Origin of the sequence: Dyadobacter luticola, from assembly GCF_005860805.1 — a bacterium.
GTDB classification, from domain to species: Bacteria; Bacteroidota; Bacteroidia; order Cytophagales; family Spirosomataceae; genus Dyadobacter; species Dyadobacter luticola.
In genome coordinates, this window is sequence record NZ_VCEJ01000005.1 from 519,742 (window position 1) to 543,071 (window position 23,330).

The 23,330-nt window shown below is 46.3% G+C and carries 28 protein-coding genes; 12 read left to right on the forward strand and 16 right to left on the reverse strand.

From position 1 onward, the window contains the following. Window positions 1-32: 32 nt before the first annotated feature. The gene (locus FEN17_RS21295) at window positions 33-1,268 is read right to left on the reverse strand and encodes an ABC transporter permease (RefSeq protein WP_138367406.1); all 1,236 of its coding nucleotides are present in this window, start codon (window positions 1,266-1,268) and stop codon (window positions 33-35) included. A 134-nt stretch (window positions 1,269-1,402) separates the two neighbouring features. On the opposite strand from FEN17_RS21295, the gene nadE reads away from it, so the two are divergent. From nadE to FEN17_RS21310, 3 genes are all read left to right on the forward strand, one after another. Then, window positions 1,403-3,463: an NAD(+) synthase gene (gene nadE, locus FEN17_RS21300; protein ID WP_138367407.1), complete on the forward strand. Its 2,061-nt coding sequence runs from the start codon at window positions 1,403-1,405 to the stop codon at window positions 3,461-3,463. A gap of 88 nt (window positions 3,464-3,551) precedes the next feature. Next, window positions 3,552-3,764, forward strand: a complete 213-nt coding sequence (locus FEN17_RS21305; protein WP_138367408.1) for a hypothetical protein — start codon at window positions 3,552-3,554, stop codon at window positions 3,762-3,764. Then, window positions 3,761-4,087, forward strand: coding sequence for a type II toxin-antitoxin system RelE/ParE family toxin (locus FEN17_RS21310; RefSeq protein ID WP_138367409.1), 327 nt, complete (start codon window positions 3,761-3,763; stop codon window positions 4,085-4,087). Before FEN17_RS21305 ends, FEN17_RS21310 begins: the two co-directional genes overlap by 4 nt. A gap of 71 nt (window positions 4,088-4,158) precedes the next feature. Here FEN17_RS21310 and FEN17_RS21315 read toward each other — a convergent pair whose 3' ends face one another. The 14 genes from FEN17_RS21315 to fumC all read right to left on the reverse strand — a co-directional run bounded on the left by FEN17_RS21315 (window position 4,159) and on the right by fumC (window position 15,503). Continuing rightward, entirely contained in the window at window positions 4,159-5,172 is a 1,014-nt protein-coding gene (locus FEN17_RS21315; protein ID WP_138367410.1) for a FecR family protein, read from the reverse strand. Between the two features lie 2 nt (window positions 5,173-5,174). After that, window positions 5,175-5,795, reverse strand: coding sequence for an RNA polymerase sigma-70 factor (locus FEN17_RS21320; RefSeq protein WP_138367411.1), 621 nt, complete (start codon window positions 5,793-5,795; stop codon window positions 5,175-5,177). A gap of 138 nt (window positions 5,796-5,933) precedes the next feature. Continuing rightward, entirely contained in the window at window positions 5,934-6,614 is a 681-nt protein-coding gene (locus tag FEN17_RS21325) for a M15 family metallopeptidase (RefSeq protein ID WP_138367412.1), read from the reverse strand. Between the two features lie 115 nt (window positions 6,615-6,729). Further along, window positions 6,730-7,794, reverse strand: coding sequence for a toast rack family protein (locus FEN17_RS21330; protein ID WP_138367413.1), 1,065 nt, complete (start codon window positions 7,792-7,794; stop codon window positions 6,730-6,732). Next, the gene (locus FEN17_RS21335; protein WP_138367414.1) at window positions 7,791-7,982 is read right to left on the reverse strand and encodes a LiaI-LiaF-like domain-containing protein; all 192 of its coding nucleotides are present in this window, start codon (window positions 7,980-7,982) and stop codon (window positions 7,791-7,793) included. Before FEN17_RS21335 ends, FEN17_RS21330 begins: the two co-directional genes overlap by 4 nt. A gap of 44 nt (window positions 7,983-8,026) precedes the next feature. Further along, window positions 8,027-8,656 carry a PspC domain-containing protein gene (locus FEN17_RS21340; RefSeq protein ID WP_138367415.1) on the reverse strand — a complete coding sequence of 210 codons (630 nt, stop codon included), beginning with the start codon at window positions 8,654-8,656 and terminating at the stop codon, window positions 8,027-8,029. A gap of 141 nt (window positions 8,657-8,797) precedes the next feature. Continuing rightward, on the reverse strand, window positions 8,798-9,418 hold the full coding sequence (locus FEN17_RS21345; RefSeq protein WP_138367416.1) for a hypothetical protein: 621 nt from the start codon (window positions 9,416-9,418) through the stop codon (window positions 8,798-8,800). Window positions 9,419-9,443: 25 nt separating this feature from the next. Continuing rightward, the gene (locus tag FEN17_RS21350; protein WP_229208932.1) at window positions 9,444-9,806 is read right to left on the reverse strand and encodes a DUF2442 domain-containing protein; all 363 of its coding nucleotides are present in this window, start codon (window positions 9,804-9,806) and stop codon (window positions 9,444-9,446) included. Further along, window positions 9,763-9,999, reverse strand: a complete 237-nt coding sequence (locus FEN17_RS21355; RefSeq protein ID WP_138367417.1) for a DUF4160 domain-containing protein — start codon at window positions 9,997-9,999, stop codon at window positions 9,763-9,765. The genes FEN17_RS21350 and FEN17_RS21355 overlap by 44 nt, the downstream gene beginning before the upstream one ends. A gap of 103 nt (window positions 10,000-10,102) precedes the next feature. Next, window positions 10,103-11,245, reverse strand: a complete 1,143-nt coding sequence (locus FEN17_RS21360) for an aldose epimerase family protein (protein WP_138367418.1) — start codon at window positions 11,243-11,245, stop codon at window positions 10,103-10,105. Window positions 11,246-11,279: 34 nt separating this feature from the next. Continuing rightward, window positions 11,280-12,464, reverse strand: coding sequence for a galactokinase (gene galK / locus FEN17_RS21365; RefSeq protein ID WP_229208933.1), 1,185 nt, complete (start codon window positions 12,462-12,464; stop codon window positions 11,280-11,282). A gap of 23 nt (window positions 12,465-12,487) precedes the next feature. Further along, window positions 12,488-13,429 (reverse strand): NAD(P)-dependent oxidoreductase, encoded by a 942-nt coding sequence (locus FEN17_RS21370; protein WP_138367420.1) that lies wholly within the window; start codon window positions 13,427-13,429, stop codon window positions 12,488-12,490. A gap of 78 nt (window positions 13,430-13,507) precedes the next feature. After that, window positions 13,508-14,032, reverse strand: a complete 525-nt coding sequence (locus FEN17_RS21375) for a HEAT-like fold family protein (protein WP_138367421.1) — start codon at window positions 14,030-14,032, stop codon at window positions 13,508-13,510. A gap of 70 nt (window positions 14,033-14,102) precedes the next feature. Then, window positions 14,103-15,503, reverse strand: coding sequence for a class II fumarate hydratase (gene fumC / locus FEN17_RS21380; protein ID WP_138367422.1), 1,401 nt, complete (start codon window positions 15,501-15,503; stop codon window positions 14,103-14,105). Window positions 15,504-15,657: 154 nt separating this feature from the next. Here fumC and FEN17_RS21385 point away from each other — a divergent pair, with 154 nt between their 5' ends. The 9 genes from FEN17_RS21385 to FEN17_RS21420 all read left to right on the forward strand — a co-directional run bounded on the left by FEN17_RS21385 (window position 15,658) and on the right by FEN17_RS21420 (window position 22,336). Next, complete coding sequence (locus FEN17_RS21385; protein WP_138367423.1) at window positions 15,658-16,398, forward strand: glucosamine-6-phosphate deaminase; 741 nt, start codon at window positions 15,658-15,660, stop codon at window positions 16,396-16,398. A 38-nt stretch (window positions 16,399-16,436) separates the two neighbouring features. Beyond that, entirely contained in the window at window positions 16,437-16,676 is a 240-nt protein-coding gene (locus FEN17_RS21390; RefSeq protein WP_138367424.1) for a hypothetical protein, read from the forward strand. Then, window positions 16,673-16,936 (forward strand): type II toxin-antitoxin system RelE family toxin, encoded by a 264-nt coding sequence (locus FEN17_RS21395; RefSeq protein WP_138367425.1) that lies wholly within the window; start codon window positions 16,673-16,675, stop codon window positions 16,934-16,936. The genes FEN17_RS21390 and FEN17_RS21395 overlap by 4 nt, the downstream gene beginning before the upstream one ends. Before the next feature lie 18 nt (window positions 16,937-16,954). Next, on the forward strand, window positions 16,955-17,341 hold the full coding sequence (locus FEN17_RS21400) for an acyl-CoA thioesterase (RefSeq protein ID WP_138367426.1): 387 nt from the start codon (window positions 16,955-16,957) through the stop codon (window positions 17,339-17,341). Window positions 17,342-17,434: 93 nt separating this feature from the next. After that, window positions 17,435-18,469, forward strand: coding sequence for a hypothetical protein (locus FEN17_RS21405; protein WP_138367427.1), 1,035 nt, complete (start codon window positions 17,435-17,437; stop codon window positions 18,467-18,469). A gap of 169 nt (window positions 18,470-18,638) precedes the next feature. Next, window positions 18,639-20,504 (forward strand): carbamoyltransferase family protein, encoded by a 1,866-nt coding sequence (locus tag FEN17_RS21410; RefSeq protein ID WP_138367428.1) that lies wholly within the window; start codon window positions 18,639-18,641, stop codon window positions 20,502-20,504. A 27-nt stretch (window positions 20,505-20,531) separates the two neighbouring features. Next, window positions 20,532-21,647, forward strand: a complete 1,116-nt coding sequence (locus FEN17_RS21415) for an SGNH/GDSL hydrolase family protein (protein ID WP_138367429.1) — start codon at window positions 20,532-20,534, stop codon at window positions 21,645-21,647. A gap of 72 nt (window positions 21,648-21,719) precedes the next feature. Continuing rightward, window positions 21,720-21,869, forward strand: coding sequence for a DUF5989 family protein (locus tag FEN17_RS27330; RefSeq protein WP_015812275.1), 150 nt, complete (start codon window positions 21,720-21,722; stop codon window positions 21,867-21,869). 98 nt (window positions 21,870-21,967) lie between these two features. Next, window positions 21,968-22,336, forward strand: coding sequence for an SxtJ family membrane protein (locus FEN17_RS21420; RefSeq protein ID WP_138367430.1), 369 nt, complete (start codon window positions 21,968-21,970; stop codon window positions 22,334-22,336). Window positions 22,337-22,372: 36 nt separating this feature from the next. Here the strand turns inward: FEN17_RS21420 and FEN17_RS21425 are convergent, their stop codons facing one another. Further along, window positions 22,373-23,257 carry a Ppx/GppA phosphatase family protein gene (locus tag FEN17_RS21425; protein WP_138367431.1) on the reverse strand — a complete coding sequence of 295 codons (885 nt, stop codon included), beginning with the start codon at window positions 23,255-23,257 and terminating at the stop codon, window positions 22,373-22,375. Window positions 23,258-23,330 lie beyond the last annotated feature (73 nt).

Sequence of the window (23,330 nt, forward strand, 5' to 3'; positions counted from 1 at the left end):
GCGAGTTGTTGACCAAATTACTTTCCTGACTCTCACTTCTTGAAAAGCAGCGCTTTGATCGGCTGGATTTTGGTGATGATGAGTGTGGGGATCAAAAGAATTAATCCTGAAATCACCACCGTAGCCACATTGACCATGATAAAAATAGGCCAGTCGAAGACGATGGGGACGGTATCCATGTAGTAATTGACCGGGTCGAGCGGGATCAGCTGGAATTTGTATTGCAACCAGCAGACGAAAAGCCCGGTGACATTGCCGATCAATACCCCTTTCTGCACCATGTGCAGCCCCACCCTGAAAAACACCATCCGGATCTGCCGGTTTGGGCTCCCCAAAGTTTTCAGTAAGCCAATCAGCGGCGTTCTTTCCATGATCATGACCAATAAAATGGAGATCATATTGAAGCAGGCGACGAAGAGTATTAATGTTAAAAATACGGCTGTGTTGCGGTCCAGCAAGATCAGCCAGTCGAAAATTTGCGGAAATGAGCTGGTTACTTTGGCAAGATAAATGCCCGGCGGCACCCGGCTGCGCAGAAGGCTGGTCACATAATCCAGGTTGTTGAAATCTTTGAGATACACTTCATAAGTCCCGACCGAATCCTTGCCCCAGCCGTTCAACCGCTGTATCAGCGCCAGGTCGCCGATGATCAGATTGTTGTCAAATTCCTCCATTTCGGTATCATAAATCCCGGCGACGGTCAGCTTACGAGGTCTCGGCGGATTTTGGAGGGAGTACATGATCACATCGTCACCAGTTTTGAGTCGCAGCTGCTTTGCGATTTTCTGGCTGATCAGGATTTCGGACGAGTAGCCGTATTTGATGGAAGACGAATCTTTATAAGTCAGCAATGTGCCTTGTCTAAGGCTCTTTTTAAATGTAACCCAATCATAATCCGGCCCGACGCCTTTCAGCAGGACTCCTTTGATCTCGTCTGGTGTTTTCAAAATCCCAGACTTATGCGCCACAACCTGCCATCTCTTGATTTCTGGAATGGTCGGTAAAAGATCGGCAACAGGGTTTTTGCGTGCGAGCGGGCCTTCTTCGTAAACGTTTCCCTGCGAAAATGCGCTGATATTCAAGTGCGCTCCGAAAAGAAAGATCTTTTGCTGGATGGTTTGTTTAAAGCCGAGCAGTACGGCGAAGGAAATAATGCCGACGGCGATTCCGATGGCAATACTGGCAACGCCGATCCGGGAGACGGTCGCAGAAAAGGAACCTGCTTCGTTGTGGCGGATTCGTTTGGCGATGAAAGAGGGAAATTGCAAGCGGAATCTGTTAATTAATTTTTACGTTGACAAAAATAGGGAAAAACTTCACCCCGCCTAGAAGGCAATTTTTATTAAGTTGCCGGCACGAATCTTTACCGATTCACCGCGTCTGACATTAAAATACCGTATTCATGCCGTTGATCAAAGTTGCATCCGGAGTAGTCAACCAAACGCCGATGGCGTGGGAGACCAATACCAGAAACATTATCCAAGCCATTGAGGAAGCCAAAAAACAGCAGGTAAGCCTGCTGTGCTTGCCCGAATTGTGTATTACGGGTTATGGCTGCGAGGATTATTTCTTCGCTCCGGATATGGTGGAGCAAGCGCAAAAATGTCTGCTGGAAATTGTGCAGGAAACAGCGGGGATCATTGTGGCGGTGGGGCTTCCGGTGCGGCATAACAGCAGCCTGTACAATACGGCTTGCCTGATCTCTAATAAACAGATTTTAGGATTTTTCTGTAAACAAAATCTGGCCAATAACGGTATACATTATGAGGCGCGGTGGTTCCGGCCGTGGCAGCCTGGCGTGGTGGAAAGCATTGAGGTAAACCAAATGTTCTATCCGATCGGCGATGTGATTTTTGACATTTCCAGCGGCCCGGTGCAGGGCGGTTCTCACGGTGTGCGTGTGGGCTTTGAAATTTGTGAAGACGGCTGGGTTTCCAACCGGCCCGCGCGCAGACATTATGAGCGGGGCGTGGACATTATTCTCAATCCGAGTGCCAGTCATTTTGCTTTTAATAAATTTTTGACGCGCGAAAAACTGGTCGTAGACGCTTCCAGGGCATTTTCTTGCAGTTATATTTATACCAACTTGCTGGGAAATGAGGCCGGCAGGGCCATTTATGATGGTGATGCGATGATCGCTTCAAATGGTGATTTGCTTGCGTCAAGTCCGCGTTTCAGCTATGAAGATTTCCTGATCACGTCCGCGGTAATCGATACGGAATACACCCGGCTAAGCCAGGTGCAGAGCAAAATCGCGATGCTGAACAAGGATCGGACCTGGCGGGTAAATGGTCGGTTTGATTTTCCTGAAATCGATCCGGTACTGCCGCAGGTTCCTGAAATAGAAGCATTTGAAAAAGGTGGCGCATTGAAAGAAGAGGAATTTGCGCGTGCGGAATGTCTGGCGCTGTTTGATTATCTGCGGAAAAGCAGGTCAAACGGATTTACGATTTCGCTTTCGGGCGGTGCGGATTCCTGTGCTTGTACGGCATTGTGCGGACTGATGATCCGGCTGGCCGATGAAAGCATTGGGATGGAGCGGCTCAAACAGAAGTTATCTTACATTAAAGATATTCAGGATGTGAAGACGGAGGAGGAAATTGCCAAAGTCCTGATCCATAACATTTACCAGGGTACTGAGAATAGTTCTTCGGATACATTGGAATCGGCGCAGTCGCTGGCGGAATCCATCGGATCTACGTTTTATAATGTGAATATCAATGGTTTGGTGGAAACATATAAAAACCTGATTGAAGAAAAAATCGGTCGCAACCTGACCTGGGAAACGGATGACATTGCCTTGCAGAACATTCAGGCGAGGGTGCGCGCCCCGGGCGTATGGCTTCTGACCAATATTTCAAACCATTTGCTACTGGCTACGTCCAACCGCTCAGAGGCAGCGGTAGGTTACGCGACTATGGACGGCGATACTTCCGGCAGCATCAGTCCGCTGGCGGGGATCGACAAACATTACCTCCGGCAGTGGTTGCGCTGGCTCGAAACCGCTGGGTGCGAAGTAAAAGGGAAACATATCCGTATTGAAGGACTCAAAAAAGTGAATAGTCTGCAACCCACCGCGGAGCTGCGGCCTCTGGCCCAAACCCAGACCGACGAGGCAGATTTGATGCCTTACGAGTTTTTGAACGACCTCGAAAGACTTGCTATCCGTGATAAAAAGTCACCTTTGGAAGCCTATCGGAACCTGTATATTCGCTACAAAGGCATTTACACTGAGGAGCAGCTACTTGGCTGGACAGAACGTTTTTTCAAACTTTGGAGCCGAAACCAGTGGAAAAGAGAACGTTACGCCCCCTCTTTCCACCTCGACGACCTTAACCTCGACCCAAGATCCTGGTGCCGCTTCCCGATACTTTCGGGCGGTTTTGAGAAAGAGTTAAAGGAGTTGCAGGAGTTTGCTTCGAAGGGTTTTTTGCAGGATAGCAGGAAGCGGATTGGCTTTTAAAAGGTGATGAAAATCGTAGATCAGCTGCCAGTTTGGACTATTTTACATTTTTGAATTATCTTTAATTTTAAAGAATCCAAAAAATCAAATGGCAACATTAACGGTTGAAGTTGACGACAAAGAGCTAAGCTTCCTGAAAAGTCTTCTAAATCACTTTTCTTTCGTGACAATCAGAGAAACTTCGGAAGACACTGACGAGGAAGTTCTGAGCAATCTGCGTCAGGGAATCGAAGAGTTGGGTATGATTCAAAAAGGAGAATTGAAGAGTCGGTCTGCGCGCGAGTTTTTAAAAGATTTATGAGCTTCGAAGTTGATACTATCCCCAATTTTGAACGCGAAGCCAAGCGACTGAAAAAGAAATACAGTTCTCTGAAAAATGAGCTGACATTGCTTATTGAAGAGCTTGAAAATAATCCACTTCAAGGCACTCCGCTTAAAAATAGTTTCTATAAAATCCGGTTGTCTATAAAATCAAAAGGAAAAGGCAAACGCGGAGGCGCGAGGGTAATTACGCTTGTGAAAGTGGTCGCGCAAAAAGTTTACTTGGTTTCGATTTATGATAAATCGGAACAATCCGACATTGACGAGGCGGAATTGGGCCGTATCATTCTTGAATTAACCTAGCTCCTTTTTCTAACTACAGAACCGGATCCTTCGCAGCGCGGCTAGCAAGGGGAAATTTATTTTGAAAAATGCTACTGACAGCTATTTCCGTCAAGCCAATAAACCTGACCTTCTTTTTTCAGATCCAGGTCCAATGTTTCTGCAATGACGGCCAATGTAGCATCCAGAGGTTGTTTTTCGAAGCGGATTGTTAACCGGCAGCGTGCAATTTGCTGGTTGGAAAGCCGCACATCGACATGATAGCCCTCGCGGATCGAAGTGATAACATCATTCAGCGTAGTAGCCTGGAAATCGTAAACCTGCGTTTTGTAGCCGAGCATATTCATATTGGCATGAAGTCCAAGTATGGTATCATTTCCCACTTCCGCACCCTCACCTTTAACCAGCTCAATCTTCCTGCTGGCTTTGCTCACCTGCACTTTTCCAGTTGCAACATCCACTCTTACAGGCGATTTTTCATAAGCTTTCACATTGAATGAAGTGCCGAGCACCTTTACTTCTGTACCATTTGCCTGGATAATAAACGGATGTCCGGTATCTCTTTTTACCTCAAAAAACGCCTCGCCTTTCAAAGAAACAGTCCTGAAATCGCCGTTGAATTCTTTGGGATAAGTAAGGGACGAATTGTAATTAAGAAAAACTTTGGTGCCGTCGGGAAGGATTTTTTCGGTGGTGTTATTGGTAGTGGCAATTTGCAGCGGCTCAGAATGTTGTCCGGATTGAATTTTCAGCCAGCCCAGCACCAGTAATGTTAATGTTACTACGGCAGCGGCCCACATTTTCCAGGGGAATTTTTGTTTTGAAGCTGGAATAAAATCGATTTGCCGGGACTCGCCTTCTATTTTGGCAGAAGCCGTTTGATCCATCTTCATCTTCATTTTGCCCCAGGCAGCATCTGTATTGACTTCAAATTTTTTGCTGATCGTCGCAGAATGGTCCCAAATGAGGCGGTACGCCGCAAATTCCTGCCGGTTTTCGAGCGATTGTTCCAACCAGTTTTCCACCAGGACTCTTTCGTCCGGCGATGCTGTTTCTGCGAGATAGCGTGCTAACAGCTCTTCCGATATGTTTTCATGAAATTTCATGGTTATCGTCGGGTTAGCTGTTCAATGATAAAATAGATCGGCCAGATCATCGCAGGCAGGTAATCGGCCAGCTCCACGCGCAGGATTTTTAATGCTTTCCCGATCTGGTTTTCAACGGTTTTGACCGAAATTTCCAGCCGATCGGCTATTTCCTGATATTTCAACTCCTCAAATCTGCTCATCCTGAATGCTTTCTGACATTGTTCCGGCAAGGTGCTCACCGCTTTTTCTATACGTTCTTCCAGTTCATTGGCGTGGATCACTTCGGTCACGGACTCGTAAGATTGGGAGGCAAAGTTCAGGGTATGTTCACGGTGAACTTCCCGCACAGAAGCATGTTTGAAGCGGTTGAGGCAATGATTATGCACCGCGCGGTAGAGATACGATTTCAGGGAAAGGGTAATTTCAAGGTATTCTCTTTTCTCCCAAATCGTAAAAAAAACAGTCTGCACCACTTCTTCCGACTCCTCCTCGTCCTTCAAAAGTGAGCAGGCATAATGGCAAAGCCGCGGGTAATAGGTCCTGAAAGTGAGCTCGAAAGCCTTTTCATCGCCGCGACGTATTGCGTTAACTATTTCCGGATCGGAACTGTACACCGATTTTTTCTTTTGGTTTTCGGCCAAAAATAGATAATCTCTGTCGATTAGCGGTTGCGGAAATTGGGGAGCGGTAGTTACCACGCTTCAAATCTTTCCACCAAGACAACCCGCCGCGCATTTCCCCCTATGCATAATAAGAATTTTGCCATCAACATTCGCAAATCAGGGAATCATTCCATACTTCGCTTTCGCTTCCTTTTTAGACATGCCATCGAAATGCCACCATTCTGTCGCATTTGCCTTGAAACCAGCTCCCGTCATCACTTTTCTTAGGAGCCAACGATTTTCAAGCTGGTCCAATGTCAACTTACCAGCTTTTAGCATGCCATCTTCCGAGCGAGGGTAGGCGAGCGGACCGAAGAAGTCGAATTTTGTGCCCATATCCAGTGCTTTTCCATTTTTATCAGCGATGGTCAAATCCACCGCGCAGCCGAAATTATGGTTTGAACCGATTTTCGGGTCTGCGACATACATGGTTTTGTTTTTGGAGGGAATTTTAAGGTCGTCAAGCGCATCCCATAAATGGTATTGAATGGAATTGGGTCTTGCTGCGTCATAAATCAGCAATCTGTAATCGGGGTGCAGCTGCTTTAATGCCGCGTTTGCCTTTGCAAGCCTTTTGGCCATCTCAGGTTGCAGGTATGCGCTTTCCAGATCTCCGTAAACGTCTTTGTGCATGAAGTTATCGGTCGTGGAATATTTCAGCTGGACCAAAATCGTCGGATCAGCCTCCTGAATGTTCACCAGCCCACGGTCTTTTATTTTTTGTTCAATGCCCGGGATTTTTGCAGCGGCAGGTTTTTGGGTTTGTCCAAAAGAAGAAAAAGAAATTGACACGAACATCAATAAGAAACAACTGACCTTGAACTGCATAAAAAAATGAATATCCTTGCGAAAAGCTGCAAAGATATTCATTTGAGTTTCTACCAGCCGAAAAATCGGGTTGGAATGCTATGTGTTAATATCGCTTAATGTTGATGCTGGTCAGGCCGCCTTCGAAATTAATGATGATCTTTTTGGCAGCACTGGCATATCCCGGAGTCTGATAAAGTCCGGTACCCACTTTGTTTAGGTCCTCAATGTTCTTGGCATTCAACGCGCCATCGATGTGCATCTCGCAGCCGACAGATCTTGGAATTTCAACAGTTACCGATGCTACTCCGGCTTCAATATCAATGTTGGAAGTTGCCAGTTTGTCGCCCATTTTAATGTCCATATCGGCAACGCCTGTACTCACTTTCAGCTTTTCCACTTTATAATTACTGAAATCGAAATCGCCTTTGCCAGCGCCGATACCCAAGTCAATGTTCCAGACAGGTTTTTCATTCAGCTGAATTTTTGCCTGATTGGAAATCTCGCCGTTTTTGATCTTCACATTACCTTCCTCCATTTTCAGGTTGACGGTAGCCGAGTTATCCAGCTTGTTGATAGACGTATTCGATACAAACCCAACGACATTGCTTTTGGTATTTGCTTCAAAAAGCCGGGCCGTATTGCCATTCAGCGTGAAGCTGCCCGCGCCGCCTTCCAGATGAAAATTGGCTTTCTGGATGAAATCTTCCATGTCGTATTTGTAAGATCCGTTGATGGGGCGATCGCTGCCGCTTTTCAAATGTTCGCTCTGGTAATCATCGTCCTTGTCGTCGTTGTCATCGTTGTCGTCTTGATCATCGTCGTCGTCATCATTATCATGATCGTCGTAATTATGAAAGCCGAAGTTGTGATCATTATCGTCCCAATCGAAGTTCCAGTTGCCGATCTTGTCATCGAATGCGCGGTTGGTCCGGTTGATGATCCCGCCCAAAACCGCCAACGTAATCAGCAGCGCGATGGCCCCGCCAGTTGCACCGCCACGTTCACGGCCAGGAATGAGTAGCATTACGCCGGCAAGTATCAATAGCACAGGCCAGTAGGGCAGTATTTCATTCCATTGCACATGCAGGATATTCATGTTGCGAAGGAGCCAGACCACTCCGAAAATCAGGAGCAAACCGCCCCACACGATACCACGTGAATTTCTCATAATTGAATGTTTGATCGGTTGGTGTTTTCGGTATTCACAAAGTTGCGCAGCAGGAGCAGCCCGCCGGTGCTGATCAGGATAATCGGCCAGAAAAAGCGGCCAAAATCAAATGCAGTCAGTTCTTCGATCAGGAGGAGGGAGCCCGCGATGACGAGGATAACTCCCCAAAAAATGTTTCTGAAATTCATGGCTATATTTATTTTAAAAGTGAAATCAATGTTCTGGATTCCAATCAATTGACTTTGATGATCTGGTCATCTTCATCATCCGGCTTCTTGGTTTCGGGATCTTCCGGAAAGTGTGTGGAAGGCGTGGTAGTGCTGGACGAAAATGGTGTGTAAGGCTGCGGATCTGGTGTCGGATCTGGGGTTACAACTGGATCAACTGTTGGCGGAGGCGTTGTCGGATAAACAGTTGTGTTATTCTCGTGCTCCTTGTCCCGCTGTCCGAGTATCAAAAACGCTCCGATGGCGATAAATACGATAGGCCAGAAATATTTTTTAAACTCATACCAGATCGGGAAATCGTCGATCAGCATAACTGCACCGAAAACGATCAGAACACCGCCCAGGATCATCACCGTCTGATCCGATTTTTTCTTGTCGAAAAACGGCTCGGCAGGTCTTGGTTCGCCGGTGGTCGGGTTTGTATAAACCGCTCCGGCAGGTCCGGTTGGCAATACTGCCCAGAGAACGATATATAAAATGCCTGTCCAGCCAAAGCTTGGAGGAACCGGAAGCAGCAGCATGACAACAAAGAGAACCCGTACAATTACCACGTCAATGTGTAAGTACTCGGCTATTCCGGAAGCCACGCCACCAAAGACTGCCTGGTCCGGGATACGATGCAATTTCTTTTCCATGATTAGTTTAGCGTTTATTTGTAATCAAAGGTAGTAGGTAATGCAAGATACTGTAAACCGGAAAATTATTATCGGCAAAAGCGCGTGTTAAGCGGATATTTTTCGGGAAAGTCAGATTTTAAGAAAAAAGGGCGGCTTATTTTATTCTTCGAGAGCTTCCAGAATGTCCATCATGCTGCCAAAATCCTTGTATCCAGGGCGGATTTCGTCACTTCCGCGCAGGGCGATACCAATGTTGGGAAGTAGCTCAGTGAGGGCCGTCACTGTAAATTCATTATCCAGTCCAAAGCCGATCAGGATCGGGTATTCGCCTGCCAGTCTGTCGAGCGCTTTCACCCACGCGTCTGAAAGTTCGGCATTATTGTCGCTTTCAAGCAGGAAGTGGGAGATATCGGCGCCGTAGCGGCTCAGGATATATTCGATTTCGTCTGCTTCGTACAAATCGACACTTACCCGCAGGATCAGCGGTAAGCCCAGTTCGCTCTGCAAATAATTTAACAAGCCCGGTTCCTGAACCTGCACGGCGTGGACAGGGTAGTCACCCAGTGTTGCCAGGATGCGTTGCGGATCAGTTTCGGAGGTTTCTGCCACCAAAGTCACCCCGGCCAGCCAGGAACATATATCTTCAAATTTTTTGGGAGAAATGTAATTCGGCGAACTCTCATCAATAGAAAAACCCAGCATTTCAACCCCCATCCCGGCACAATAACGCGCATCGGAAAGATTGGTAACATGGCTGATTTTTACGGTTTTGGTAAGCATTTGTGGTGGTACTGGGTAAGTCAAATTATTTGGTTAAAACCTTGTCATCTTGTAATAATCCGCGAAGGCTAATATCTGCGTCGAGGTCTGGCCAGTGTATCCCGGATTCAGATACCCGGTACTGATCCAAATCGTAATCCTGTGCTTTGTCCAAATATGGAAAAGAAGATAATGGTCTGGTGATCACCCGCTTATCATTCAGGATAAAAAGTGCGAGATCAAGGTCCCTAGCGAACCCGAAATGACGGATTTGCAATCCGCTTTCAAGAATCATTCGATCCAAATCGTCTGCAATGTCGATTACATCCTCGTCACTGGCCCCATTAAGTAAAGCTTGCAGTTCTTCACTGATCAAAGGTGTTGTTCCAGGCCTGAATGATTTTTCCATAGTTACAGACGATTATATCCAAAATGCTTCTCATTTCATTCTTCTTGAACCCGCGGTTGTAGCTCACAGCTATTTTTGGAACAAGCTCAATCCTGGCGCTACATTTGCCTCTTTCAACGTGAATATGAATGGGTTCGTGCTCGTTCAACCAGAAAAAGAAGCGAAATCCATTAATGTACAAGACAGTTGGCATATCAAATTTAACTAAAAGTGGCAAAAATGTAAAAGGCGAAGAGCCGGACGCGGTTGCGCCAGATTCTTCGCCGGAGGTACTAGATGAATGTTGAGTTTGCTACTTACTTCGCCGAAAACTGATATTTCGTTGTCGTCTGATATGTTTCCCCAGGTTTTAAAACAGTCGTCGGAAACTGCGGATGGTTCGGAGAATCGGGGTAATGTTCGGTTTCGAGGCAGAGGCCGAAGCGTTTTACGTAGGTGGCGCCTTTGCCTTGCAGCTTGCCGTCGAGGAAGTTACCGGTGTAGAATTGTACAGCGGGCTCGGTGGTGAATACTTCCATCACGCGGCCGCTTTCCGGATCTTTTACCGTCGCGAATTTCATCAGGCCCGGTTCCGATCTTTTAATCACCCAGCAATGATCGTAGCCGCCACCAGCCTTGATTTGCTCGTCTTCGGTTTTGTTAATTCCAGCGCTTACTTTGGTCGGCTTTCTGAAATCAAACGGCGTTCCTTCCACTGCGCGAAGCTTTCCGGTTGGGATCAATGTGGTATCCACAGGGACAATGCTGTCGGATTCAATGGTCACTTCATGATCGAGAATGTCTCTTTTCAAACCGGTCAGGTTGAAGTAAGAGTGGTTGGTGAGGTTCACGACAGTTTCCTTGTCGGTGGTCGCCGAGTAATTGATTGTCAATGCATTATCATTATCCAAAGTATAAGTCACTTTTACAGACAATGTGCCGGGATAACCTTCTTCCATATCCTTGCTCACATATTCCAATTCCAACCCTACAATCGAGTCTTTTTTGACCTCCGTCGCTTTCCAAAGTTGCTTGTCAAAACCTTTCAAACCGCCGTGCAGCGCATTTGGACCATTGTTGATGGCCAGCGTATAATCTTTACCGCCCAGTTTGAATTTTCCTTTCGCAATCCGATTGCCATAGCGGCCTACCAGTGCGCCAAAAAATGGATGTTCTTTCAGATATGGCGGCAGCGAATCGAAACCCAGCACAACATCCGCCCACTGACCGTTTTTATCCGGAGCAGTCAGCTTCGTGATAATGCCACCATAGTTTGTAATGTTCACGGTCATCCCGTTTGCATTGGTGAGGGTATAAAGGTCAGCCTCCTGACCGTCAGGCAGTTTGCCAAATACTTCTTTGGAAATTGTACTGATCATTTTTTCGTCTGTCTTGGTTTTGGAGCACCCGAAAAGGCAGAGGCCTATCAGTGCGGTGAGTAAAAAAGGTAGTCTTTTCATAATAACAGGTCTGGAATTTGCGGCTGGTTAAGAGTTAATTGAGGATAATTTCTTCGGTCCCGTCGGTGATTTTCACTTTATAGCAAGGCAGGTCAATGTGATATTTTTCCAGGTATGCGGCTTTCATTGTTTCTTCAAACGCGGGCACCGCTTCTTTTTTAACAAGATTAATGGTACAGCCTCCAAATCCACCACCCATCATGCGAGCACCAATTACGGCTTGATTTTCAACAGTTTCTGCTACCAGAAAATCCAGTTCTTCGCAGCTTACCTCGTATTCGTCCTGCAAGCCATAATGTGTTTCGTACATTTTTTTGCCAAAATCAGGCAGATTGCCCTGTATGAGCAGATCGCAGGCATCCTGTACGCGGCGGATTTCTTCGGTGATGAACTTGCATCTTCTGTAAACTACATCGCCCAGTTCTTCCCGATGCTGGTTTACAAATTCCGGCGTCGTATCCCGCAGACTTTGAATGGAAGCATCATATTTTTGAAGTATACTGATCCCTTTTTCACATTCAAGCCGCCGGGTGTTGTATTCCGAGCTTGCCAGGGAATGTTTTACGCTGGTATCGCAAAGCACGATCAGGTATTCGTCCATTGGGAAAGGAAAATATTCGTATTCCAGCGAGCGGCAGTCGAGGCGGATCACAGCTTCCTGTTTTCCGAAAGCAGAAGCAAACTGGTCCATGATACCACATTGCACGCCAACGTACTCGTTCTCAGCTTTCTGAGCCATTTTTACAATGCCAAAACGATTCAGACCAAGCGAGTAAATTTCATTTAACGCAAAAAGCAGGCAACATTCCAAAGCTGCGGAAGAAGATAATCCTGCCCCAACCGGAACATTACCCCCAAAAGCCGCCTGAAAACCGCCGATTTTTAAGCCTTTCTTATGGATCTGATCAACAATCGAAATCTGATAATGCGGCCAGGAAGCGGCTGGTTTGGATAAATCACCCAAAGAAAAACTGTAAGTTTCGTCCAGGTCTGTCGCGAATAAAATGACCTGATCATCCTCTCTCGGCGCGATGACAAAATACACGGCCTTATCCACGCTGGCCGGCAGTACGAAACCATTATTATAGTCGGTATGCTCGCCGATGAGGTTAATCCGGCCGGGAGAGCGGAATGTTCTCACCTTTTCAGAAGATATCTCATCTCTGAATTTTGCAAAATATTTTTCTTTAACAAATGCTGCTAAACTTTGTTCTGACACGGTTAATGCTGATTTGATTACTATTAATATCCTTTTTTGAGATCGACCTGATTGATGACACTGCCGCCGTTTTCAATGGCGAAAATGTTGTTGAGAAACAGGTCAACCTTACCAATGTGCTCGTCTCTGTGGCCACCGCCGGTATGCTGGGTAAGGATTACATTGTCCATTTTCCAAAGCGGATTATCGGGTTGAAGTGGCTCTGATTCAGTCACATCCAACACGGCGCCGTCCAGTTGCTTCGATTGCAATGCTTCGATTAAAACCTTCTCGTCGGTAGTGTCACCACGTCCGATGCTGGCATAAACACTTCCGGTTTTCATTCTCGAAAAGAATTCGGCGTCGGCAAAATTACTCGCGGTACCCGGCAATGTATTGATCACCACATCCGCGAAAGGCAGTTCGGAAAGAAGCTCTTCGCGGCTATGCAAATTGGCCAGTGAAGACGTCCGGCCGAATAAATGTATCGAGCAGCCGAGGCCGGTCAGCACCGCATGGACTGCCTGCGCAAGCGTACCTGCTCCGAGTACGACCACATTTTGCTTAAAAATAATTTTCAGCTGCGGCCGCAGTCCGTGGCCGATCCACTCGGTTTTTTGTTTCAAAAGTGTCAGCTTGTCGAGGCCCCGGTAGAGTGCGAGTATCCCGCCTACGATCGTTTCTGCGCAGGGACGGGCAAACCAGTCGCCCATATTTGCTACCAAAGTTTCATTGGATAGCGGCAGTTCGGCGTATTGGTTCATGCCCACAGAATCCAGCTGCCAGAATTTCAGGTTCGCAGGCACAGTTTCAAACCACTCCACTGGCGGGTTTCCCAGCAAATAATCAGCTTCCTGAAAATGCGAAATGGTGTCTTCTTTTGACGGGCTCTCGGCGCGGAAATAAATAGTATGTGGCGGAGACAACCTATCCCGGAGCTGTTGCCACAGCGGCTCGTCCAGGGCAGAATAGCAGTAGATGATCATTTAATCTTTTTGTTTACAATGTTATATAAAATCCGATTGCAAACCAGAAAAAGGTCGCGCCAGGCCAAAATCGTCGTGCTATTTTTCTTTAAATGACGCTAGGATTTTTCTTCCACGCGAAAGTATTGCAGGCTTTTCGTAGGCCATGCTTTCTTCGATTGCATACCGGAGTTCGTCCTTGATTTCCGGGTAAATGTTGGAAAGATTAAAAAGGATCGTGAGCGAGTAGGCGCGGATTGCGATGGCTGTCTGCCGTTTTCGGATGAATTTGAAACAGGTATCCATCACATCTCCATGAAATTTTTCCGGAATGTTGATTTGTTCCAAAATGCGGGTAATGTTCCTCAGAATCGCATCGTGAGCGTCTGTCCTTTTCAGCTGCCCGACCAGCATTTCAATATAAGGTTCAATGTATTCCGGCCTTTTTATTGCCGCGATACTCAAACTACGCGCCGCGCGCTGGGACAGCCGGTTGTCTTTTGACAAAAAACATTCAACCAACTCGTGAAACGTTTCCGGCGAAGTACAGGCATAATCTGCAATTTGGTTCGCAAAGATTTTGGCATGTGCCGGGCCGGTCAGTAAACTAGTCTGAATGTTCATCCTATCCCTGATTCAAAAAGTGCCCCGACTCGGAGAGCGGAGCACTTTTTAATTTTAACAAAAACTGAAATTATTTGATTGTACCAACCATTTCCTCCGGTTTTACCCATGCATCGAATTCCTCCGGCGTCAGGTAACCCAGTGCCACGGCGGTTTCTTTTAATGTTGAACCGTTTTTATGCGCAGTCTGAGCAATTTCAGCAGCTTTATAATATCCGATTTTGGTATTCAATGCCGTGACGAGCATTAAAGAATTATTCACGTGTTTCCTGATATTCTCATGCAGCGGCTCGATTCCAATTGCGCAATTATCATTAAATGAAACACATACATCGCCGATCAGTCTCGCGGAATGCAGGAAGTTGTAAGCCATCAGCGGTTTGAAAACATTCAATTCAAAATGTCCGTTTGAGCCGCCGATACCGATCGCCACATCATTACCCATCACCTGGGCCGCCACCATCGTCATCGCTTCACATTGCGTCGGGTTCACTTTTCCAGGCATGATCGAGCTCCCCGGCTCATTATCAGGAATATGGATTTCACCGATCCCCGAGCGTGGGCCGGACGACAACATTCTGATATCATTTCCGATTTTCATCAAACTTACCGCCACGGTTTTCAATGCGCCGTGTGCTTCCACAATCGCATCGTGGGCGGCAAGCGCCTCGAATTTATTTTCCGCGGTAACAAAAGGCAGGCCCGTCAGCTGGGCAATGTGGCGCGCAACATTCTCGGAGTAACCTTCCGGCGTGTTAATGCCCGTTCCCACCGCGGTACCGCCCAAAGCGAGTTCAGAAAGGTGGGACAATGTATTGTAGATCGCCCGCAGGCCGTGATCCAGCTGGGACGCATAACCCGAAAATTCCTGGCCCAAAGTCAGCGGCGTCGCATCCATAAAGTGGGTACGGCCGATTTTAACCACATTTTTAAATGCTTCGGATTTTGCTTTTAATGTATCCCGCAGCTTCGTGATACCCGGAATCGTAACGTCTACCAAAATTTTGTAAGCCGCAATGTGCATCGCGGTAGGGTAGGTATCATTAGACGACTGCGACTTGTTTACATCGTCATTCGGATGAAGAAATTTGGTTTTATCAGACAAATCGCCACCCTGCAAAACGTGCCCGCGGTAAGCGATCACCTCGTTGCAGTTCATGTTGGATTGCGTACCGGAGCCTGTTTGCCAAACTACCAGCGGAAACTGGTCGTCGAGCTGTTCAGTGAGGATTTCGTCACAAACTTGTCCGATGAGATCACTTTTTTCCTGGGTAAGAATGCCCGCCTCGAAGTTGGTGATCGCGGCGGCTTTTTTGAGGTATGCGAAGGCTTTGATAATTTCCTTCGGCATTTTATTGATATCCTGGGCGATCGGAAAATTCTGGATAGAGCGTTGAGTCTGAGCGCCCCAATATACATGAGCAGGTACCTGCACTTCGCCCATGGTGTCTTTTTCTATTCGGTATTCCATTTTTAATGTATAATAATAATGAAAATGATGAATGCGGATTACGCGGTAAAGTTAGGTTTGGGCTTGCAGTTTTTGGGTATTTTTTGGTGATAAATGTTTAGTGCCTTAAAAAGAATGTTTAGATTGTCGCGGTGCACCTTCACGATTTCCAAGTATGACCCCAAAAATTAGCATCTACCCCGATTACAACAGCATGAGCCTTGCTGCGGCCGATCGGGTGATAACGCTTCTTGCCAAAAAACCAAATGCTGTCATTTGTCTTCCTTCCGGCAGCACGCCGCTCGGCATGTTCCAGGCGCTGGTAGCGGCCAACCAAAAAGGCGCTACGGACTTTTCAAAATGCGTCTTTATCGGTCTGGACGAGTGGATTGGCCTGAATGGTGAAGACGACGGCAGCTGCCGCGACCTGCTTGACCGCGACTTCTTGAAGCCGATCGGGATGCGTGATAATCAGATCGTCTACTTCGACGGAAAAGCGCCCGATCCGCAATCGGAATGCGATCGGGTAAATAAAATTCTGGATGGTTTGGGAGGGCTGGACCTGATTGTTCTGGGCGTTGGCATGAATGGTCATTTGGCTTTAAATGAACCAGGTACGCCCTGGGACTTGCACGCCCACGTTTCTGAGCTGGACCCGGTTACCATTGAAGTTGGTCAAAAATATTTCAAAACCCCGACCGTACTCACTAAAGGTATCACAGTAGGTATCCGCAACATTCTGGAAGCCAAAACAGCTATTTTACTCGCCTCAGGAAAATCAAAAGCAGAAGTTATCCGCAGGGCACTGGCCTTTCCGGTAACCACTGATTTTCCGACGACGGCTTTGCAAAATCATTTGAATGCGGAGATTATGCTGGATAAAGATGCGGCGGAATTGGTTGCGCCGAATCGGTAAATATCTGTAACTTTAATGTTGTTGATAAAAATAAGGAGATGGAAACTGCTGCGGAACGAGAAAGAATTATGTTGGATGTGTCGGTGACGAGCCTGCAAAAAGACGCGCTCATGACCATTTTAAAAGCGCTGGACATTGAGGTAAATGAACATATCCTATCAGACGAAGCCGAGGATCTTGCACTCGGACTGGCAATGTTGGAAGGAAAAAAAGAAGGAATTGCTAGCTCAACTGAAAAACAGGAATTTGAGTCATTTCTTTTTAGGAAGAATTTATGAGATATGAGTACACAAGAGCATTTATAAGGGATACAAAAAAGCTGCCGGAAGACATAAGAGCGGACATTAAAGCGATAATCGAACAGGTGAATTTAGCGGCAGGATTAGTAGAAATCGGTAATCTCAAAAAAATGAAGGGATTCTCAAATGCCTACCGGGTCAGGATTGGAGACTATCGGATAGGCATTTTTCTTGAAGAAGACACTGTTATATTTGCAAGGGTCTTGCACCGAAAAGAGGTGTACAGATTTTTTCCTTGAAAGTAACCCCACCACATTTTGAATCTCGACGAAAAGATTATTGCTTCGGAAGCGCGTGTTTTTAAGACGGTTTTTCCAAATAATACCAATCACTACGATACACTTTTTGGCGGTACGGCTTTGTCGATGATGGACGAAGTCGCTTTTATTGCTGCCACGCGATTTTCACGGTTAAGGTGTGTGACCGTTTCTACGGACCGCATTGATTTTACGCATCCGATCCCGGCGGGAACAATTATCGAGCTCGTGGGACGTGTGGAAACCGTCGGAAATACCAGTATGAAAGTGCGTGTAGACATTTTTGTTGAGAAAATGTACGAAGAGGGTCGGGAGAAGGCGGTGACCGGCATTTTTACTTTTGTCGCGCTGGACGAAAACCATAAGCCGACCAAAATTGTCATTTAGGTTCCGGTGAATGTTCGCCGGTTTGTAATTAAATGCGTCAAAAATTTCGGCGATTACTATATTTGCACCTGACCTAATCAGCTCAGGATCGTAATGAATTTACGCGTAGTCCTTTTTTCTTCGATTTTTTTCCTGATACTTTTCCTGCTCACTGAGCTTTTACTGCGTTTAAGCCTGCTTTTTCTGGGTTATCCCTTTCTGAAACCCGCCGATAATATTTTTAAAAGCTACTACACCAATCTCGATCCGATCCGCAAAAAGGAAATTAAAAGCGATGACGAGATCTACGATGTGCTGATTCTGGGTGGTTCGGTGGTGAGTACGCCCTGGTCAAATCTGGAAGCCCGGCTCGATACGCTGCTTAGAAACGAATACAAGGGAAAGAAATTCGCCTTCTACAACATTGCCGGCGCCGGGCATACTTCGCTCGATAATTATTTGAAATACAAATTATTAAAAGACCAGCGCTTCGATCTGGTACTCTATTACGAGGCGATCAATGAAAACCGGGCGAATAACATTCCGGCAAAGGATTTCAGAAATGATTACTCGCACATTAAGTGGTATAATGACATTTACCTGCTGGAATCACATCCGGAAATCAATTTCACCGTCATTCCATACCTGGTCGACCGCACCATTCACTACATCAAAGACAAGGTAACGCATAAGGTTTACGTTAGCCAGGAAAAGGTCGATCCGCAATTTGCGCAATACGGCTCGGATATTAAAACGGCCGGTTCTTATGGAAAAAATTTGGAAGGGCTGGTCAGGATTGCGAAAGAACGCGGGGACAAGCTGGTGCTCATGAGTTATGCCACTTATTTTCCGCCGAATGTCAAACTCACTGGCGAGCAGGTAGATATGAGCCATTTTGCAGGTTGTATGTTTGCCTCACCGGTCACGATCTGGGGGAAACCGGATAATGTTAAAAAAGGCGTGCAGACACATAACCTTGTACTTCGCAAGGTTGTAAAGGATTCGCAAGTAGCTTTTCTGGATATGGAGGCGCTGATGCCGAAAGATTCAACCATGTTTTGTGATGTTTGCCATGTCGCTGAGCCGGGAGCACAAAGGTTTGCACGAGAAGTGAGCGGATTTATTATTCGTGAAAAAATGGTGCAGTAAGCTGAGCGTGCGGAGATTGTAAAAAAGATTTATTAACAAATAGCGTATTAAACTCCCGTTACCATTTGGCAAGGCCATGATCGTAAATTGCAGGGTTGAGCAAAATGCTTAACTTGCACGCCTTTTGCACGGTATGGGTGGAACTGTACACATAATTTAATTATTATTAATGAAAATTTTAGGTATTTCGGCTTTCTATCATGATTCTGCGGCGGCTCTTATTGACAATGGTGAAATAGTAGCAGCGGCGCAGGAAGAACGTTTTACCCGCAAAAAGCACGATCCAGGTTTCCCCTCCAATGCAGTCGCATTTTGTCTGGAATATGGCGGATTATCCATCAACGAACTGGACGCGATCGTTTTTTACGACAAGCCTCTTTTGAAGTTCGAAAGGCTGCTCGAAACCTACTACGCTTTTGCACCCAAAGGAGTCCGGTCCTTTCTTACAGCAATGCCGGTCTGGATCAAGGAAAAGATGTTTTTGAAGCGTCTGATCAATGAAGAGCTTGAAAAACTGGGTTACGACAAGAAAAAGAAAAAAGTGAAAATGCTCTTTCCCGAGCACCACTTGTCGCATGCTGCCAGCGCCTATTATCCTTCACCTTACGAAAAATCTGCAATCCTTACCATTGACGGCGTTGGCGAGTGGGCTACCGCTTCCATTTGTTTGGGCGAGGGTAAAGACATCAGCATTCTCAAAGAGCTGAGATTCCCGCATTCTTTGGGGCTTTTATATTCTGCATTTACCTATTTCCTTGGTTTCCGTGTGAATTCCGGGGAGTATAAATTGATGGGTCTTGCACCTTATGGCGATCCAAATTCTCCTGACATTAAAAAGTATGAGGAGATCATTCTGAGAGACCTGGTTGACTTGAAAGAGGATGGTTCGGTTTGGCTTGATCAGGAATATTTTGATTATGCGACCGGCCTGAAAATGGTCAATGAGCATAAGTGGGAAGCTTTGTTTGGTTTCAAAACCAGAAGGCCGGAAGATGCGCTGGAAGCGGTTCACTGTAATCTGGGACTGGCGATCCAGAACATTACCGAAGAGGCGGTGATCCGGATGGCAAAAGAGGCGAAACGACTCACTGGCGCCGATTATTTGTGTATGGCAGGTGGTGTCGCTTTGAACTGTGTTTCGAACGGAAAATTACAGAAAGCCAATATTTTCAAAGATATTTTCATCCAGCCAGCTGCGGGTGATGCAGGAGGTGCTTTGGGGGCTGCACAGGCGGCATACCACATTTATTTCGGGCAGGAAAGGAACATTACCTGGAAAAATGACGCGATGCGCGGATCTTACCTGGGGCCAACTTTCTCCGATCTCGACGTAGCATTGACCGCCAAGAAATACAAGGCAGTTTATACACATTACGATAATTTCAGCGAGCTGGCCGAAGATGCGGCAAAGTTGCTCGCAGAAGGAAATGTAGTAGGCTGGGTGCAGGGAAGAATGGAATTCGGGCCACGCGCTTTGGGTGGAAGAAGCATCCTGGGCGACCCGAGAAATGCAGAAATGCAGAAAAAGCTGAACCTGAAAATCAAATACCGAGAATCCTTCCGTCCGTTTGCACCTTCCGTTTTGGCAGAAGAATGCTCCGATTACTTCGATTACGACGGCATTTCACCATATATGTTGCTGGTGCACCCGGTTGCACAAAACCGCCGCAAACCAGTTCCAGCCAATTACGGCTCACTGGATCTTCGTGAGAAATTATACTTCGAGCGCTCTGACTTGCCTTCGATCACGCACATTGATTATTCTGCCAGGATCCAGACGGTGCACCGGGATACGAATCCGCGCTACTACGATCTGATCAATTCTTTTAAAGCCCTGACAGGTTACGCAGTAGTTGTAAATACCAGCTTCAACGTACGCGGGGAACCGATCGTAAACACCCCGAATGATGCTTACAGGTGCTTTATGCGTACCGAAATGGATTATCTGGTTGTCGGCAATTTTATTTTTAACAAAAAGCTGCAGCCAGAGTGGCTCGAAAAAGATAACTGGAAGGAAGAGTTTGTACTCGATTAATTATCCTTCTAAGATCAGCAACACACCATGGCATCAAAAATTGTAACCAGCCTGATCAGGATCGCTTTCCTCGGGCTGCTCTTTGTTTTCCTTTTTTACCCCGATAAGTTTCAAATCAAATTTGATTATCCGGGTTTTCCGCAAAGCGATAGCTGGCATATCAGGCTGGCGAAATTTGCTTTCTGGTTTCTCCTGATCATCGAAATCCTGCGGATTTTCTATTACGGTGTCGTAAAAAGTAAGGCAAAAGGGTTGTTAGCCAATGTAGTGACTATCGCAGTGCCACTACTTGTCACGCTCATTTTCCTCGAAATTATCTTTATGTACATTCCCCAAAGTCACGAGGGTGTACTTTCAAAAGCATCGCAGATCTGGTGGGAAAAGTACTGGAAGCCAGTGAATTCACTGGGTTACCATGATAAAGAGGTGACGAAAGAAGCAGGGAAAAAGAATGTGCTGGTAATAGGCGATTCTTTTGCAGCGGGTCACGGATTGAAGGATGTGAATGAGCGATTTTCAAATATTCTTGAAACCAAGCTTGGTACGGATAAATATGCAGTATATAATCTGGGAATGTCGGGTGCGGACACTCGTGATGAAGCCAAGCGTTTGCAGGAATTTCCTGTAAAACCCGACATTATTATCCTCGAATATTTTCCCAATGACATTGAAAAAGTAGGTCGTGAAAAAGGCCTTACATTGTCCGGCGCTGAACCTTATGCCGATTTGCAAGGTCCGATGGCGACGATTGTCAAGCGTTTTTACCTGCCTAATTTTATCTACTGGCAGTTGCCGCACACTGGTTTCAGCACATTCGAAAAGTTTGTCCAGACCGCGTATACTGATACTACGGTCCTGAATGCGCACCTTCGCGATCTGTCAAAAATGATCGACTACCGCGATAGCACCAAAGCCGAAATGTATGCCGTGTTTATCCCTTTCCTTTTTCAAATCGATAAGAGCGCGGGATATACCAAACCGGTTGAAGAATATCTGAAATCGAAAGGTGTGAAAGTGGTGCCGATTAATGATGGAATTGTGAAAATTCCTGAAAAGGAGCGCGTTGTAGGAAAGAATGACGGACACGGCAGCGGTACGTTAAATGCGCTGATCGCCGACCGGCTCTACAAAGCAATGCATTGATTTTCATGTATTTTGCCCAAAAGTGAATAAAGTATTTTAATTTTATTGTTGAATCAAAACATTAAGAAGGAGATGGATTTTCTGACAGACTTATTTGCATTTATGAAGGAGCGCAAGAAATGGTGGCTCGCTCCCGTAATCATTGTACTGCTTTTGATCGGGGTTTTGATCGTGATTGGTGGTGGCTCGGCTGTGGCTCCGTTTATTTACACTCTTTTCTAAGACCGGCTTTTTTGCCGCGTTGAGCTAAGTCAAAAATCTAACATTTATTACGCTGGTACCCAATCAGGTTCCAGCGTATTTCAACATTTACACATCCAATGACTGAATCAGAAAAGTCGAAAGCCCAGTTGGTTATCGTAACCGGATTGGTAGTACTTTACTTTATTTTTAAATCCAAATATCCTTATTTCCTCATGGCCGCTGCTGCGGTTGGCGTGCTGAGTCTGGCAATCCCGGTTGTGGGCGACCTGATTGTCAAAGGATGGTATAAGATCGCGGAGATATTGGGAGCGATAAACGGAAAGATCCTTTTGTCGATCGTTTTCTTTGTGGTTTTGTTCCCGGTTGCTGTGGTAGCGAAAATGTCCAAGAAAAATCCGCTTGGCTTAAAGCGTGACAGTGGCAAATCGGCTTTTACAGACCGGAATCACAAATATGGCGCAAAAGACCTGGAACAGGTTTGGTAGATGATACGAGATTTAATAAATTGAAAAAGGCCTGTTTCAGGCCTTTTTTTTGCGACATGCGCGATCGTAAAGTAGTTGGAGCATTCCATCTTTGAGGCCGACGTCCGGAACGTGAATGATCTCGGCGCCCGCCCATTTCATCGCAGAAAGATATATATCGCCGGCCGGGACAATCACGTCGGCGCGGTCGGGATTCAGTTGCAGCTTGTTAATCCTTTCTTCAAATGTAAATTGGGCAATGTAGTCGCGCATTCTTTCAATTTCTTCGCGGCTGGTGGAGCTTTCAGTTAGTTTGGAAGACAAATCGAAGAGCTTGTTAATGTTACCACCCGTACCCACAGCCTGAATCGGCTGTCCGTAATCTACATTCTGATTGATCCACTCTTTGATTTTCAGCCAGGAATTTTTTGATTCGGTACCTTCCAAAAGTCGTACAGAACCCAGTTTAAAAGACTTTGCATTGATCTTGATCCGGTCACGGTATAAGTTCAATTCAGTACTGCCGCCGCCTACATCAATGTGCAGGTACTGCCCGTCGGAAAGCGATTTCACTACCACATTATTCACCAATTCTGCCTCGCGCTGCCCGTCAATGATCTGTATATGTATGCCGGTGCGGCTTTCAATGTGATCACGGACTTCCTGCCCGTTAGAAGCCTCCCGCATGGCGGAAGTGGAACAAGCCATGAAATCGTCAACCTCGTGCAGTTCCATCAAAAGCTGGTACGCGAGCATCAGCTTCATCATTCTATCTTCACTTTGCGGCGTAATCCTGCCCTGTGTAAAAACATCGTGTCCAAGACGGAGCGGGAAGCGAACGTATTCTATTTTTTTGAAGCGGGAAATGCCCTCATCCTGCAATACGGTAGATATTTGCATGCGGGCACCGTTGGATCCAATATCAATTGCAGCGAATTTCAAGGAGTCAGTGAATAGGGGAGTAAATAAAAGCCAAAAATAGAACTTTCACGAACAAGTTACTTACAATGTCCGT

What these genes read in the sequence shown, in the direction of transcription:
- FEN17_RS21360 (WP_138367418.1), bottom strand. Translation starts at nt 11,245, where the DNA reads ATGAAAAGACTACCTTTTTTACTCACCGCACTGATAGGCCTCTGCCTT.
- FEN17_RS21355 (WP_138367417.1), bottom strand. Translation starts at nt 9,999, where the DNA reads ATGCCAACTGTCTTGTACATTAATGGATTTCGCTTCTTTTTCTGGTTG.
- FEN17_RS21325 (WP_138367412.1), bottom strand. Translation starts at nt 6,614, where the DNA reads ATGTTCGTGTCAATTTCTTTTTCTTCTTTTGGACAAACCCAAAAACCT.
- FEN17_RS21370 (WP_138367420.1), bottom strand. Translation starts at nt 13,429, where the DNA reads ATGATCATCTACTGCTATTCTGCCCTGGACGAGCCGCTGTGGCAACAG.
- FEN17_RS21405 (WP_138367427.1), top strand. Translation starts at nt 17,435, where the DNA reads ATGAATTTACGCGTAGTCCTTTTTTCTTCGATTTTTTTCCTGATACTT.
- FEN17_RS21350 (WP_229208932.1), bottom strand. Translation starts at nt 9,806, where the DNA reads ATGGAAAAATCATTCAGGCCTGGAACAACACCTTTGATCAGTGAAGAA.
- FEN17_RS21395 (WP_138367425.1), top strand. Translation starts at nt 16,673, where the DNA reads ATGAGATATGAGTACACAAGAGCATTTATAAGGGATACAAAAAAGCTG.
- FEN17_RS21335 (WP_138367414.1), bottom strand. Translation starts at nt 7,982, where the DNA reads ATGAATTTCAGAAACATTTTTTGGGGAGTTATCCTCGTCATCGCGGGC.
- FEN17_RS21385 (WP_138367423.1), top strand. Translation starts at nt 15,658, where the DNA reads ATGACCCCAAAAATTAGCATCTACCCCGATTACAACAGCATGAGCCTT.
- FEN17_RS21340 (WP_138367415.1), bottom strand. Translation starts at nt 8,656, where the DNA reads ATGGAAAAGAAATTGCATCGTATCCCGGACCAGGCAGTCTTTGGTGGC.
- FEN17_RS21390 (WP_138367424.1), top strand. Translation starts at nt 16,437, where the DNA reads ATGGAAACTGCTGCGGAACGAGAAAGAATTATGTTGGATGTGTCGGTG.
- nadE (WP_138367407.1), top strand. Translation starts at nt 1,403, where the DNA reads ATGCCGTTGATCAAAGTTGCATCCGGAGTAGTCAACCAAACGCCGATG.
- FEN17_RS27330 (WP_015812275.1), top strand. Translation starts at nt 21,720, where the DNA reads ATGGATTTTCTGACAGACTTATTTGCATTTATGAAGGAGCGCAAGAAA.
- FEN17_RS21410 (WP_138367428.1), top strand. Translation starts at nt 18,639, where the DNA reads ATGAAAATTTTAGGTATTTCGGCTTTCTATCATGATTCTGCGGCGGCT.
- FEN17_RS21375 (WP_138367421.1), bottom strand. Translation starts at nt 14,032, where the DNA reads ATGAACATTCAGACTAGTTTACTGACCGGCCCGGCACATGCCAAAATC.
- FEN17_RS21310 (WP_138367409.1), top strand. Translation starts at nt 3,761, where the DNA reads ATGAGCTTCGAAGTTGATACTATCCCCAATTTTGAACGCGAAGCCAAG.
- fumC (WP_138367422.1), bottom strand. Translation starts at nt 15,503, where the DNA reads ATGGAATACCGAATAGAAAAAGACACCATGGGCGAAGTGCAGGTACCT.
- FEN17_RS21315 (WP_138367410.1), bottom strand. Translation starts at nt 5,172, where the DNA reads ATGAAATTTCATGAAAACATATCGGAAGAGCTGTTAGCACGCTATCTC.
- FEN17_RS21330 (WP_138367413.1), bottom strand. Translation starts at nt 7,794, where the DNA reads ATGAGAAATTCACGTGGTATCGTGTGGGGCGGTTTGCTCCTGATTTTC.
- FEN17_RS21305 (WP_138367408.1), top strand. Translation starts at nt 3,552, where the DNA reads ATGGCAACATTAACGGTTGAAGTTGACGACAAAGAGCTAAGCTTCCTG.
- FEN17_RS21420 (WP_138367430.1), top strand. Translation starts at nt 21,968, where the DNA reads ATGACTGAATCAGAAAAGTCGAAAGCCCAGTTGGTTATCGTAACCGGA.
- FEN17_RS21415 (WP_138367429.1), top strand. Translation starts at nt 20,532, where the DNA reads ATGGCATCAAAAATTGTAACCAGCCTGATCAGGATCGCTTTCCTCGGG.
- FEN17_RS21345 (WP_138367416.1), bottom strand. Translation starts at nt 9,418, where the DNA reads ATGCTTACCAAAACCGTAAAAATCAGCCATGTTACCAATCTTTCCGAT.